Source organism: Haloplanus sp. GCM10025708, from assembly GCF_042663985.1.
Taxonomy (GTDB): domain Archaea; phylum Halobacteriota; class Halobacteria; order Halobacteriales; family Haloferacaceae; genus Salinirarus; species Salinirarus marinus.
This window is the reverse complement of the sequence record NZ_JBHSZA010000003.1, coordinates 40847-54521: the sequence shown is the minus strand read 5'-3', so window position 1 is coordinate 54521 and position 13675 is coordinate 40847. Positions and strand designations below refer to the sequence as shown.

Below are 13675 nucleotides of genomic sequence, written 5' to 3'. Positions count from 1 at the left end.
CTATGGTCGTCTTCTGATGTTTTGTCGCTGCCGTATCATCCTCACAAAGGGTCGAGTCGGTCCCGAGTGAAATCGGATTCGGAGCGACAGTTACCGACGCAGACGGGCACCCCCAATCCAGAGTGAAAACGCCGGACTGGAGCGGGTTTGACACACCCCAGTCAAGAGTGAATAGCCCTCCAGCCGGAGAGCAGAGTACTTGGTTGAGGCAACACCCCTCGTCCAGAGTGAAAGCTCCGGTGTGACGAGTTGGAGTGGAGTGTGGACCCCGAGTGACAGTGACGAGCGTTTGTCGGCACCCCCAATCAAGAGTGAAGACGCAGGCCAGATCTCCAGCCGAAGCAAAGCAGGGTACAGTAGGAACTGTCGGGATTGGGTGTCTTGATTACGGTTGACGAGGGAGATACCAATCCCGATTTCGGCCTTTGATGCCGCTTAGCTGGTTGGCGAATAGTCAGAATGACGATTGTTCCTTCAACGTCTCATAATACACTGACGACGGAATCGAACCCCCACACCCCTCGTCCAGAGTGAAACGCTACGAGAGTCCCTCGGTTGACCGGGCGGAAACCACACGGCGAGTCGGCTGAGAAGTGCCGAAATCACAAGGCGTGAGACGTGTATCTCTCTAATAGCAGTCGTCACACAGCCGAGGATCCTCTAAACATACCAATCTACATAGTATTACCAGAAGTTTTATTACTACCTGCTCCTTACCATTCCCCAAGTGCATTCAGCACACAAAGGAGGACGAAGGCGGCATTCGTCCGGGTGGTTTCGAACCGCTACTTGTGTTCCCTGTTTCATTCCTTCCCTGTTTTCCCGTCTCAGGCTGTCTATCCGTGATTCTTGCTGACCACCTCTCACGAAAACCCCTATTTCCCGTGGACCTCACCCCACACCTCTGATTGGTTTTCACTCTGGACGAGGGGTGTGTGGGCGAGGTATTCTCTCCGGCTTCCAGTCCGTGTCTCCACTCAGTATTAACCAACATATCTCCTGACACATCGACAGTGTTGGTTAATCTCACTCAATCTCGGTGAAGGCGGCCAAGTTCGTTTCCTGGTTTCCGCGATCTCGCGTTGAATCTCCGTCCGATCCCAGCCAAGCGGTGACAGCACACTCTCAACAGCTCTGACGAGTTGCGTCTCGTAGTACGACGCATCGTACGACTCGACCTCCTCGTGAGTCAACGCGACCCGTTCTCGCGAGCTTTTCTTGTCGTCGACGACCACGTACTCGATGTCTTGGCCTGGATGAACAGCGAGATCCTGATCGCGAGCCCGCTTCAGCGCCGCCACGTTCTGGGTGTTTTGCGTGTATCCCTCCAGCGGCTTGGAGACACGATTCCGTTCGACGAGCTGCTCGACCGGCACCGTTCCAGCGTGGAGGCGCTTGATAGCATCCTGAAGACAGTCGAGTACGGCGTCCGGAGATCGAGTCGCGTCGAGCCGTTCGAGACAGTTCCGCTGGACGTCCTCGATGAACGGCGGGGTTGAGCGCTGCCGGGCTTCGATGCCTCTGATCTTAAAATCGTCGTCGCCGGCGACCTTCCCGAAATACTTCGTCAACGCGCCTGCGTTGCTCTCGCGCTGCGGGACGAACGCCACCCAGTCGTAGTGCGCCTCGTGTTCGAGCCGAATCTCGACGCGTTCCGTAATCTCCGTCGCGAGCGTCTCGAGGTCCTCGCGGTCCTCGTCGTCGACATCGGGGTCCGGGGTCACCCAGATGGAGTCGACGATGCCGTGGACGACGCGCCAGCTGCCGGCTTCCAGCCGCTGTTTCGCCGTTAGTAGGATCTCACGAGCGAACGCGTTGATTGCTTCGTGGCACTCGATGCGGCCGAACTTCGCGTTGCTGAACCCTTGATAGCCGAAGCAGGCGACGAGAATCCACTTCAGCGCTCCCGACCGCCCCTCGAGTTCCGCCAGTCGGTCCTCATCGAGGTCGTCCCGTTCCTTCTCGTGACGGATGGCCGCCTTGATCTCGTCACGTGCGTCGATGATCGGCTGTAGCACGTCGACGAGGTAGCCCCGGTCCTCGCAGATCGAGTACCCGAGGCCGGGGACGTCGTCGCGGTCGCGGTGGCAGCTACACCGGATGACGTCCGGCGAGACGTTCCGGGTGCAGATGATGTTCGGATACAACGAGGAGAAGTCGAGTTCGTGGACGTTCTCGTGGAGGCCGACTTCGGGCGCGAAGATGAAGCCGCCACGGTCGGCGTCGTGGAGCGTCCCCATCGGCTTGTAGAACTCGTGGCGCCAGGAGTTCCATGGAACGAGGACACCGCGGTCGTGGGCCTCGCAGATCTGGATCGCCGTGAGCACGTTCCCGATCGACGCCCACGCGAGCTCCTGGACGGGCTTTTTCGAGCGCGACACGAGGTCGAGGACGCCGTCGAGGTTCGTCTCTCCGTAGAAGAACGTGTTCGACTCATCAATGATCGCCCGACCGGGCACGTTGTATCGCGCCGGCGAGTGGCCGACGCGGCCGTAGCTCGAGTACGTCGACCAGCTCGCGAGCTGCTGGTAGTCGACGTCCGGCCACCGACTCAGCGAGAAGTCGTCGACGCCGGCAGCCGTCGCCATCTCGTACAGCGTCGGGATGATCTCGCTTGTCGAGCAGACCAGGACATCTGGATCGTGCGCTTCGAGCGCCCCTGGACAGCGGTCAGGATATCCGTCAGCGAGCCGGTGACGGTGTCGCCGGCGACGGATAGTTCCTCGTAGGCGTCGTTGCTCGTTTCGGTTACCGGGACGCTGAGCCGGAGCGTCGACAGTTCGCTCGCCGGCGTCGGATCGGCGCCGGTCTCCAGACAGTATCGGAACTCCCGCGAGAAGTCGACGTTGAAACAGCCGAGATCCCCGACTGGATAGGCCGACAGCTGGCGTGCTTGCCGGGCGAGTGGGGTGACGCGGTCGATGTGGGCAACGTCGACTGCGAGAACGGCCTCCTCGTCTCGTCGAAAGCCGGGGCGTCGCGCAACCATCTCGGTCGCGACGACATCCGGGTGCTGGTCGTACACCGATTGGAGTGTCGTGAGGTCGAGGTCGGACGCTGGGTCGCGAGGGGCGACGTAGAATCGCGGTGTGTAGTTATCCCGTTCTGTTGCGACGGCGCCGTCGGCGGTTGCCTCCCACTCCAGGACGCGCCCGTCGTCAAGGAAGTCGATTGTGAACGGCATTCCCTACAGAACCAACAGTGGGATTCCGGATAATCGATGGCGTGTCACTTCCGGATTTCAGGGAACGATGGTCTCTCTCGCAACCATCTCGGTCACGGCGGCGACGGATGCTCGTCGTACACCGACTGGAGGATCGTAGGGTCGAGGCCGGCCTCTGGGGAGTGAGGGAAGACGTAGAAGCGTGGAGTTTGACATCCTCCGCGCCTTCTGGGACGCGGTTTCCTCTGTGGAGTTTTCGGCTATGCCGATTCCCTGAGGGCAACATTCCCGTGGTGAACGGTACTCGGGTCTGTGCGCTGTTCTTTAGGACTTTCTTGAGAGCGTGGTGACTCCGACCAGGTGTGGTCGTCCCACTGGAACCGCACGGGCCGTGCCATCGGCCTGACTGCCTGTTTTGTGTGCCGCTCGAGAAACGTCTCTGACGCGGTTAGGTCGGCGTGCCCCTGGAACCCACACGGACAGGTGAGCGTGTCTTGATGCCGCGTCGTTCGGTCAGTCGATCCACACCGTGGACATTCCTGACTCGTCCACGCTTCCGATCGAACCTCGACCGAAATCCCGTATTCCTCTGCGGTACACGCTAATCGCTCTGTGAACTTCTTGAACGCCCAGAAGTTGTGGGTCTTGGCGTTGGTTTTGACCGACCAGTGTGTGTCCAGCACGTCGGTCAACCCGCCGATATACACCGTATCCACGCCCTCGGCGTACAGTCGGTCCAACAGGTCACGACACAGTGCTTCTTGAGCGTGGTCGCGGCGGCGGGTGCGTTTGCGGTACAGTCGCCGGATACGCTCGCTACTGTACCGGCCTTCCGGGAGCTTGGACTGCAACCGGGCAATCTCTCGTGTCGTCTCACGGAACCGCTGGAACAATTCGCGGCCTTCGTACAGGTATTGCTCGCCGGTCGTGGTGGTACAGGCGACGGGATTGTTCGCACCGATGTCCAGAGCGGCCGTTTCATCGGCCAGTGGAGTTGCCCGTGCACTATCAGACACAGTCACGGGTTGGGAAGCTCGGAAGGTGCTTTCAGTCTCGTCGTACCATAGCTCCAACCGGCCCTGTTTTTCGTAGTCGGGCCAATTCGGGTTACCAGCGATTTCGAGTCGGAGGCGGCCGGTGTGATCGTATCGGTCCTTCAGCTCGCTGCCGACCAGAATCTCAAGCCGAGACCGATCGCCCCACTCAGTCGTGTATGCGTCGTTACGAATGACGGTTCTGAGTTGGCGTCCGTCGTCCTCGTTGCCACGGAATCCCGGCGGGTTAGGATGTTCCGTAACCGACGTGTTCGACTCGTCGTGGTACTGGTCTTTCAGATGCGAGAAACTGCGCCACGCTTCGCTGTTTTTGCGTATCACCTGTTGAGCTGTAGACGCCCCGAGCACGCCTTTGTATCGGCCTTCGAGTCGGCCGGTATCGGCGTCCCATATGCCGCCTTCGAAGCCGTCCTCGTCGTTGTACCGCATAAGGCGTTGGTAGTTAACTTCGTTCCAGAGGGCGGCAGAAGCGTCCAACAGGTCCCGTAACAGTTGCTCTCCGGTCTCGGAGAGCGGTCGCACGGCGAACGTGTTGGTGCGCTTCATCTACCACCTATTGATCTGTTCCGTCGAAACGTAAACACTGTCCAGCCAGAGTGAAAGTAAAACTGGAGTCGCTACGTTGGAGGCTTCTGACCAGAAGGAATACGGCGGAATATCAGCGGATCGGCCGCGATTCCCGTCTACCCTCTTCGGACCTTGGTTCCGAGAGGCGACGGCGTGTCGCTTCTGAGCTCAGCAAATTAGTTCGAAAAGCGTTCTCAACGCTATGTTCTGGCTTATTGTTCGTCGTCGTGGGGCTTCAGGAACGATTTCCGGAATCGGTGAGCCGACGTTAACCAACGTATTCGGAGATCCGCACCGAATGTTGGTTAAGACGTAACAGTGACGTCTGGCCACATACCGCGAGTCCCTGTCGTTAAATGCTATCAGATGATTCAGACGAACGCATCCATCTCGCTTAGCAAGGTTCGCTCAGTCTGCTGGACCGATATCGAGACTGAGCTCGCCAATTCATCGTTGACCTGTGCTTCGAGATTTGACGGCGGTGCTCGCCCGTCCGTATTGAGAAAGATACGGGAGCCGATATCTGCGTCAAACCCGACGACCGTCAGTTGGTCGTCGACTGCGAAGCCGGTTGTCTCGATGTCGAACGCAACGGTATCGAGTCCCGTCATTTCGTGGCTCCATCCTGGTGGTGTTCCCGCTCGTGGCTCGCTTCCCGTTGTTCGAGTCCCCGTTCGAGCTCTTCGAGGCGTTCCTCGTGGTCCTCGAGGCGAGCCTCCTGTTCGAGATCGATGCTGAGCAGCGCCGGCAGCAGCGGGTTCTGGTGGTTCAACAGCCCGCTCGCGTCGGTATGCGCGCGGGCGTACTCGAACAGCCGGTCAAAGCGTGGCTGGTCGCGACGCCGCCGTCGGCAGCTTCCCACCCCAGGACGCGACCATCGTCCAGAAGTCGATAGTATACTACCCATCCTACTCGCTCACGCCTCCGTGGTTCGCTTTCCAGAACTCACCTGGTTGGATTCAGCCGGTGTACTCTCCATGAAGGAATATAGTATTTCACCAAAGAACTATGTTCCTCTGATCCGTGTGTTTCTATATGAACGACCGAAACCCACCAGATGAGTTTGCAGACGTCAACGAAGCGGTTGGTGAGGAATGGGAAGCAGAAACAACACCCTATGAGCGCATTCGACACGTCGTTGCGCATACGTACAGCCCCGTCTCAGCTGAGGCCGTAGCTGACGATGCACGGACGGCTCCAAAGACCGCTCGAAAGCACCTGAACACACTCGCAGACGAGGGGTTTGTCGAGACGACACCCGGCGAACAGGGTGGCACGCTCTATCGGCGCTCACCTGAATCACTCGTCGTCGAACAGGCTGCCGACATCCTTGAGCACGTCTCGACCGATGAACTCGTCACCCGAATTCAGGAGATGCGCGAGCAGCTCACCGAATATCGGTCCGAATTTGGTGTTGATTCCCCCGAAGAATTGGCGGTCAACCAGACGAATCAGGCCCTCAGCGAGACCGGGTCCCCACAGGACGAGATCGACCCAGAGACGATTCGTGAGTGGAAGACGCTCCGACGGAATCTCGCGTTCGCGAACGCTGCCCTCTCGATCGGCAACGCCGAGCAGTTCGTCGATAGTGACCGTCGCTCGACTGACGACAGCGTCCCTGCCTGAGCAATGCGGGATTCGCCTGACCAAGCAGAAACCCATACTCTCCGGGGAGCTACGGATCGGCCGGCGCTACTGACGATTCGTGATGTCGTCGAGGAGATGGAACCGCTCGCAACACCTGAACTCGACGACTACCTCCATCCATCAGTCCTCGAAGTCATGCTTGACGACGGACTATGTGCAGCCGATGAGGCCCGAATCGACATCCAGTGGACGACACGAGATGATTACAAGTTCCACTACACCGACACGGAAGAGGTGAATCTGCGCTGGGGAAAGCACCCACACGCAGGCGACTACATCCACGTCCCCGGATTAGAACACTACCACCCACCGCCGAATGCGAATTCTGACCCAGACGAGGTCGAAGAGTCTTGTATCACACAGTCTCCCGAAGAGTTAGTCACTCGCGCCGTTCTCAAACTCTGGCGAGTCGCCTACCATACAGAGTCATATGAACCACTCAACGCAGGTCGCAACCCGCCGTAGGAACCAATCCGAGTGCTTTCCCCCGCGAACCCTCACTGAGAAGCGATTTCTTCAAGCGATAGGCTCCAGCGACTTCATCGAGAAATCTGACTTTGAGCAATACCGTTCTGCAAGCTCCATCAACGCTCGAGTCCGTCGGATATCGGCGACGTTGTGAGTGATGAGTGGCTCGTAGGCGCCCTCCTTCCATGCGGTGACTGCCTCGCTACTGTCGGTGAATGGATCCAGCTTGTTCAATCCGGCGCCGATCAGTTCCTCGTAGACGCCACTCAGCGTATCTTCACTCGTATTGAAGCGTGTCTCGAAGACGTCCATCACGTCGACGTATGGCAGCGTGCCAAAAGGCCACTCGAGTCCATGCGTACAGAGCCGTGTGCGAAGAAACGGGAGGTCGAATCCTCCGTTCCACCGCTCCCCGTTGTACGCAACGAGCTTTGCATCACGTTGGGTGAGTGTCGACGTGACAAACGTCGCCAGTTCGTTCAGGAGTTCCTGTTCGCTGTCATGGAGTGAGAGCTGTACCGGTGCCTGGAGGGCGTCGTTGAGCCGATCTGCGAGGCTTGCTTGTGGTGCCGTTCCGGTATGGAGAAACACTCGCGACGAGACTGCCGAGTCGAACCCAACTACTGTGAGTTCATCATCGGCCTGAAATCCCGTCGTTTCAATATCGAATGCAATCGTCGTCAACTCCGTCATTCTACACCTCCAGTGGTACCATCGGAGGACGATTGCTGCTGTTCGCCCCCAGTTTCCGAAAGCCGTTGCTCAAGCTCTGTCAGGCGTTCCTCGTGGTCGTCGAGGCGGGCCTCCTGTTCGAGATCGATGCTGAGTAGCGCCGGCAGCAGCGGGTTCTGGTGGTTCAACAGCCCGCTCGCGTCGGCGTGCTCGCGGGCGTACTCGAACAGCCGGTCGAAGCGCGGCTGGTTGCGACGCCGCAGTGCCCGCCGGAACTCCGCCCAGCGCTCTTCGATGGCCCGCAGCGCATCTCGGTATGTCGGGTTTGTGCGTCCCATCGCTATCGCCCTCCTGTACCGCTCGCCGTCCACGCATCGAGCAGGGGATCCGCGGTGGCCGCGACCGTCTCACCGTCAGCGGTGACGCCCGTCCCGACACCCTCCGGGGTCGGCGTCGACGACGCCGGCGTCGTCGGTTCCACGCCGACCTGCGTGGCGCGTGCCGCGAGCAGCTGCCGCCAGTACGCGAACGTCGTCTGGTAGTACGCGCCGTCGTCGACAGGATAGACGAGCGTCTCGAAGTCCTCGCCGACGACCCGTGGCCCCATCCGGGTTTGCTCACACTCCAGGTGGTGGTCGGCGACTGTCGCGATTGATTCGGTGAATTCGTTTCGTTCGTTTCGCGTAACGAGCACCGGGATGTCGTACCCCTCGGCGTAGGTCGCTAACCGGGCAAGGGCACGGGCTTGGAGGGTTTTTGCATGGGTCTCGCCAAGGGTATCGTCGGCGCGGTACTGGGCGTCGACGGCCGGCGCGACGATGAGGGCAGGGGTGTGGGGCGACGTGTTCTCGTCACGACTTGGCGCCCCTCGACCGGCCGCCCCAGAACCGGCGGTGGACGACTGGATTACCTTATTCACCGCTGACGGGAGATCACAGACAGCGCCGTAGTGCTGGTAGGCGGTGAATCCGCGTGCCACGTGGATTCGGTTGAGCAACCGTTGACTGGGGGCTATCTGCGTCAGCGTCGCCGTCGTCGCATGGCCGTTTGCGTCAACCCAGAAAGCAGGCCCGCCGTGTAGGAGGAGATGGTCGAGTACTAATGACTGAAGGATCGGAACACCCCGATCACCTTCGACATCGAGGAGCGTGAGACCGTCCTCAAGGGAGGGAAGCAGCATTCCGTCCGTCGCGGGATCGGCTTGATTAGCCAGATTCTGGTTGCGGTCAGCGCTCCGTTTTGGCTGGTCTACCGCCAATCGGTTTGACGTCGATGTGGAGCGGTCGGGCATACTCCAGTAGATGGCCACGTACCAGATAAGCCGCGGCGTGTCGCTTCCGCATTTCCAAGGAATGACTGGGTAATGCGGTAAATCGGACTCAGGCGCTGGATTTTCGCGATCGTCCGAAGGTTTCCGAGAAGGCTTCCAGAATGACCTTGGTTCGGATGGTTCGTAGCGAGTGGCCCCAGCCTTTCAGGCTGGGTCTGAGCGACAACACGGCCCGACAATCCAGGTGCTACGGCTTGTCTGGATGTTCCACCGCCTCTAGACCGGCTTCGATAATCTCTTGATAGGCTTCTTCGAGGTCCTTGTCCTCTTGTTCGGCGTAGTCTTTCACCCGCCCATTCAGTGTGTGTGAGATGTCGATGTTCGGTCGCATCGTTTGTGTTCAAAAGACATTTAGACATTCAGGCACAAATGTCTGTTGTCGTGAGGCGAACCAATACGTTCGCGGTGCGACCACTCTCCGAGCAGGATGAGCAACTGCTCCGCGAGCTGTTGGACGCCTCCGCCAGCCTGTGGAACGAACTGAACTACGAGCGCCGCCAGAACTTCTTCGACGGCGACTCCGTATGGGATACTGCCGACTACCGCAAACAGTACGTCGGTGTCCTCGGGTCCGCTACTGCCCAACAAGTCATCCGTAAGAACAGCGAGGCGTGGCGGTCGTTCTTCGCCGCCTGCGAAGATGGCGAGGACACAGCCCCTCCCGGTTACTGGGGCAACGAGGAGGCCGGTAGAGAGTTGCGGACGTACATCCGTAATGACTCCTACACCATCCAAACTGGTGAACGGAGTCGCCTCGAAATCCCGGTCGGCCAAGACCTGAAAGATGAGTACGGACTTGGCTACTACGACCGCCTGCGGCTCGAAGTCTGCGGCGCTCCCAAGTGGGACGGCGAACAGGGCCGATTGGAACTGTACTTCGACGAGATCGACGACACGTTCAGAGCCATTCAGCCTGTCACGGTCCCGGATTCTCGACAGGATTCACCACTAGCCGACGAATCGGCTGCTCTGGATGTAGGCGCGAACAACCTCGTCGCCTGTACCACCACGACCGGCCAGCAGTATCTCTACGAGGGACGCGACCTGTTTGCCCGCTTTCGTGAAACCACTGAAGAAATCGCGAGGCTCCAATCGAAACTCCAAGAGGGCCGAAACAGCAGTCAGCGGATTCGATCCCTGTACCGCAAGCGAACGCGCCGCCGCGACCACGCCCAAAACGCTCTCGTGCGGGATTTGATCGAGCGACTATACGACGAGGGTGTCGATACGATGTACGTCGGCGACCTTACGGACGTGCTGGTGGACTACTGGAGCGCGGAAGTGAACGAGAAAACCCACCAGTTCTGGGCGTATCGATCGTTCATCGATCGTCTCGCCACGACCGCCGAGGAGTACGGTATCACGGTCGAAGTCCGCTCAGAAGCATACACGACGGCGGAATGTCCAGTGTGTGGCGAACGAGAGAAGACGGAGCGGGACGGCGACGTGTTCCGCTGTTCGTGTGGCTACGAGGGCACGCCGACCTCGGTGCGTCACGGACATTCCTCGAACGACAGGCTGGCGTAAATCTGGACGTTGGGTCGATGGCACGGCCTGTGCGCCTCAAGTGGGACGACCATATCTGGTCGGAGTTATCACGCTCTCCCGAGAGGGCCAGTCCCAACGAGGAGCGCACAAACCGGAGTACCCGCACGGGGAAACTTGCCTCCGTGGGTGCGGCATAGCCAATATCTCCACCGGAGGAATCCCATTCCCCTAAGGATGGGAGGATGTCAATGGGCGCGATCTGGGCGATCGTTGTCGTCGTCGCGTGACCATTTGCGTCGACCCAGAAGGCGGGCCCGTCGTGCAGGAGGAGATGGTCGAGTACGAGCGACTGCAGGATCGGGACGCCGCGGCCTCCCTCGACGTCGAGCAGCGTGATGCCGTCCTCGAGTGACGGCAACAGCATCTCGTCGGTAGCCGGATCGGCCTGGTCCGCAAGAGACCGATTGCGGTCTGCACCCCGAGTTGGCTGGTCCACCGCCAATCGGTTCGACGTTGAGTGTTCTCTCATACTCGACTAGTTGTCTACCTTCCCGATAAGCCGCAGCGTGGCGCTTCCGCGTTTCAGGAAAAGGCACGAGATAGATGGTAATCCTCCCTCAGTCGTCGTGTTTCTGCGGACGATTGACTGTTTCCGAGAACGTTTCCAGAACCAGACTAGTCGGACCCGCTCAGTTAACCAACATTCCCCGATTCTTCGTGGTTGTTTGTTGGTTAAAGACGTTGCTGCTGACAAGATTCCTGTGCGACCACGTTGAAGATGCCTCCCCCGAACTACTCGTTATGTGTGGCCGAAACTCCCTCTTCATCGACCAGGCTGACCTCGAGGCCCGCTTCGACGCCGAGGTCGTCGCGGACGGCGGGTACACACCCCGATACAACATCGCACCTGGTGACGACCTCCACATCATCACGAACGAGGCCTCCGACGAGATCGACGCCTACCACTGGGGGCTGATTCCGTTCTGGGCGGACGAACCCGAGGAGGGCATCATCAACGCTCGCTCCGAGACGGCCGACGAGAAACGCGTCTTCGAGCGGGCGTGGAAATCCCGTCCCTGCCTCGTCCCCTCGTCAGGATTCTACGAGTGGAAATCGCCGAACGGCGGATCGAAACAGCCCTACCGGATTTTTCGCGAGGACGACCCCGCGTTCGCGATGGCCGGCCTTTGGGACGTCTGGGAGGGCGACGACGAGACGATCTCGTGCGTCACGATTCTCACGACGGACCCGAACGACTTGATGAACTCAATCCACGATCGGATGCCGGTCGTCCTCCCACAGGACGCTGAGTCCGACTGGCTCACCGCAGACCCGGACACCCGCAAGGAACTGTGCCAGCCGTATCCAAAGGACGATCTGGACGCCTACGAGATCTCGACGCGGGTCAACACCCCCGGCAACGACGATCCCCAGGTCATCGAGCCGCTAGACCACGAGCAATCGGGCCTCGGTGAGTTCAGTTCGGGATAGCTGACGGCGCCACGGTCACTGCATCGGCGATGCAGCTGCCGAATCGACGAGCGAGTACTCTCGATCCCGGCTCGTGCCCTCCGCCTCGAGGAGGTTGTACTGCTCCATCTTCGAGAGATACGTGCGGATAGTCCGTTTCGTTCGGGGGTCATCGACGTCCTCGGTATAGCGCTCGTGGATTTCGCTCGGCCCGACCGGGCCGTGCTCGCGAACGATGTCGTAGACGACGCGCTGGTGCGGCGTGAGCGAGTCGAGGCTTTTCTGCTTGATTTGGGCCCGAGCATCCTCGGCAGCGTCCAGGAGAATGTCGTCGGTGATGCGCTCGTGGTTCTCGCGATCTGCTTTGCCGGCAGCCGTTCGGAGGATGCCGATTGCGAGGCGGGCGTCGCCGGCGGCCGCGTCGGCGATCCGGTAGAGCTGGTCGTCGGTGATGACGTCCTCGTCGAGCCCCCACTTCGCCCGCGCACTCAGAATGTCGTACAGCTGTTCGTCGTGGTACTTGTCCATCCGGACGTGTTCGCTGGAGCGCAGCCGGCTCACGAGCCGGTCGTCGACGCGACTGAACAGCTCCTCTTCCTTGTTCGCGATGCAGATGATCGCGAACTGCGGGAGGCTGTGGAGGTCGTAGATGACGCTGGGGTCTTCGAGCTGGTCGACCTCATCGAGGATGACGACGGTTCGCGGGCCGTCATGCTGTTGGAGGCGATCAACGAGTTCGTCGTGGGGGTCGACTGCCGGTGGATGTCGATGGTCGCGCCGAGGTCGTCGAGGATCTGGTAAAGCGTCCGAAATCGGGTGTAGTTACGCCAGCAGTTGACGTAGGTGGCCTCGACGTCGAGGACCTCCTCACGTAGGCGTTCGGTGACGAATTGCGATATGCACGTCTTGCCGGCGCCGCTGGGTCCGGTGACGATGGCCGTGTCGGCGGGTTCACCGTTCGTGATGGGCTCAAGAACGCAGAGAGGTGATTGACTTCGGCGTCGCGATGCTCAACTTCCCGAGGGACGAACCCGGCGCGGAGAACGCGAGCATCGCGGATCATCTTTGCTTGATAGAGTGGTTTTCTGGCTAGTACTAAAAACGTAACCGGGTTGCTTCCGGAATACCCCCATTTGATGGCCTCATTGCTACCTACATCACGGTGACGTCCGGCGGTTTTGTTTGTGGAAGATTTGCCCTTCCGGGAACTTCCGGAAAACCCTCTGCTTCTGGAAAGTGCCTCTACTCTGCAGTTTGAAGTCGGGATAACCAGGTCAGGACAGTTTGCTCAGCATCGTCGACATCTGAGATCGAGTTCGTCCCACCGAGGAGATTTTTCACACTCTCACTCGTTACAGCTGGTTCTACAACAGTCGCCTCTTTGGCTTCGGCGACCTGACTGCTTCGGGTAACAGACGATCCACTCTCTCCACGCTGACCACAGACGAACTCCACATTATCGACTTCTGCTGGGGCCGCTTCGCGGATGAGCACTTCGAATATCGGATCTCCAGGTAGGAGCAGCCGAATCGACGGGAACTGCTCAGAAATCTCTGGGTTGAACGTCACAACAACACCGCTACCCCCTCCAAGCTCTGCCTGAGCTGTCTCTCCGAGCGACTCCGGCATTGCTACTGCACCCTCCTCCGGCAGTTCCAGAACGTATGCATCGTCGACGATGTCTTCGAAGTCGTCGGCGCGGGCATGGTTCCGGAGGGCAGTAAACGACCATTCTGTCTCTTCGAGGCGGTCGCTTTGCGTAATCTGTGTCTCGATCGTCTCCAAGCTCACCAACGGTTCATACGACCGATCACC

The 13675-nt window shown here is 59.5% G+C and carries 10 protein-coding genes and 4 pseudogenes; 4 read left to right on the top strand and 10 right to left on the bottom strand.

The window, feature by feature from the left end:
• Positions 1-983 precede the first annotated feature (983 nt).
• The 4 genes and pseudogenes from ACFQJD_RS00570 to ACFQJD_RS00555 form a co-directional block, all read right to left on the bottom strand.
• A pseudogene (locus ACFQJD_RS00570) lies at positions 984-3184 on the bottom strand (type B DNA-directed DNA polymerase).
• 239 nt (positions 3185-3423) lie between these two features.
• Complete coding sequence (locus tag ACFQJD_RS00565) at positions 3424-4764, bottom strand: RNA-guided endonuclease InsQ/TnpB family protein (RefSeq protein WP_379795422.1); 1341 nt, start codon at positions 4762-4764, stop codon at positions 3424-3426.
• A gap of 392 nt (positions 4765-5156) precedes the next feature.
• A complete protein-coding gene (locus ACFQJD_RS00560) occupies positions 5157-5396 on the bottom strand; it encodes a hypothetical protein (RefSeq protein ID WP_379795420.1) in 240 nt (79 codons plus the stop codon).
• Positions 5393-5647, bottom strand: a complete 255-nt coding sequence (locus ACFQJD_RS00555; protein WP_379795418.1) for a hypothetical protein — start codon at positions 5645-5647, stop codon at positions 5393-5395. Before ACFQJD_RS00555 ends, ACFQJD_RS00560 begins: the two co-directional genes overlap by 4 nt.
• A 173-nt stretch (positions 5648-5820) precedes the next feature.
• Here ACFQJD_RS00555 and ACFQJD_RS00550 point away from each other — a divergent pair, with 173 nt between their 5' ends.
• The gene (locus tag ACFQJD_RS00550) at positions 5821-6411 is read left to right on the top strand and encodes a DUF7342 family protein (RefSeq protein WP_379795416.1); all 591 of its coding nucleotides are present in this window, start codon (positions 5821-5823) and stop codon (positions 6409-6411) included.
• A 3-nt stretch (positions 6412-6414) separates the two neighbouring features.
• Entirely contained in the window at positions 6415-6897 is a 483-nt protein-coding gene (locus ACFQJD_RS00545; protein WP_379795414.1) for a hypothetical protein, read from the top strand.
• Between the two features lie 51 nt (positions 6898-6948).
• On the opposite strand, the gene ACFQJD_RS00540 is transcribed toward ACFQJD_RS00545, so the two are convergent.
• From ACFQJD_RS00540 to ACFQJD_RS00530, 3 genes are read right to left on the bottom strand one after another with little or no spacing between them, the layout of a single operon-like run.
• The gene (locus tag ACFQJD_RS00540; RefSeq protein ID WP_379795412.1) at positions 6949-7593 is read right to left on the bottom strand and encodes a ribonuclease H-like domain-containing protein; all 645 of its coding nucleotides are present in this window, start codon (positions 7591-7593) and stop codon (positions 6949-6951) included.
• On the bottom strand, positions 7590-7910 hold the full coding sequence (locus ACFQJD_RS00535; protein ID WP_379795410.1) for a hypothetical protein: 321 nt from the start codon (positions 7908-7910) through the stop codon (positions 7590-7592). The genes ACFQJD_RS00540 and ACFQJD_RS00535 overlap by 4 nt, the downstream gene beginning before the upstream one ends.
• A gap of 2 nt (positions 7911-7912) precedes the next feature.
• Positions 7913-8752 carry a hypothetical protein gene (locus tag ACFQJD_RS00530; protein ID WP_379795409.1) on the bottom strand — a complete coding sequence of 280 codons (840 nt, stop codon included), beginning with the start codon at positions 8750-8752 and terminating at the stop codon, positions 7913-7915.
• Positions 8753-9271: 519 nt separating this feature from the next.
• On the opposite strand from ACFQJD_RS00530, the pseudogene ACFQJD_RS00525 reads away from it, so the two are divergent.
• A pseudogene (locus ACFQJD_RS00525) lies at positions 9272-10587 on the top strand (RNA-guided endonuclease InsQ/TnpB family protein).
• A 53-nt stretch (positions 10588-10640) separates the two neighbouring features.
• On the opposite strand, the pseudogene ACFQJD_RS00520 reads toward ACFQJD_RS00525, so the two are convergent.
• A pseudogene (locus tag ACFQJD_RS00520) lies at positions 10641-10919 on the bottom strand (hypothetical protein); the annotation flags it as partial.
• Between the two features lie 272 nt (positions 10920-11191).
• On the opposite strand from ACFQJD_RS00520, the gene ACFQJD_RS00515 reads away from it, so the two are divergent.
• On the top strand, positions 11192-11881 hold the full coding sequence (locus ACFQJD_RS00515; RefSeq protein WP_379795407.1) for an SOS response-associated peptidase: 690 nt from the start codon (positions 11192-11194) through the stop codon (positions 11879-11881).
• Positions 11882-11896: 15 nt separating this feature from the next.
• On the opposite strand, the pseudogene ACFQJD_RS00510 reads toward ACFQJD_RS00515, so the two are convergent.
• Together ACFQJD_RS00510 and ACFQJD_RS00505 are read right to left on the bottom strand one after the other, a co-directional pair.
• Positions 11897-12923 (bottom strand): annotated as a pseudogene (locus ACFQJD_RS00510) (Cdc6/Cdc18 family protein).
• Positions 12924-13102: 179 nt separating this feature from the next.
• On the bottom strand, positions 13103-13645 hold the full coding sequence (locus ACFQJD_RS00505) for a hypothetical protein (protein WP_379795405.1): 543 nt from the start codon (positions 13643-13645) through the stop codon (positions 13103-13105).
• Positions 13646-13675 lie beyond the last annotated feature (30 nt).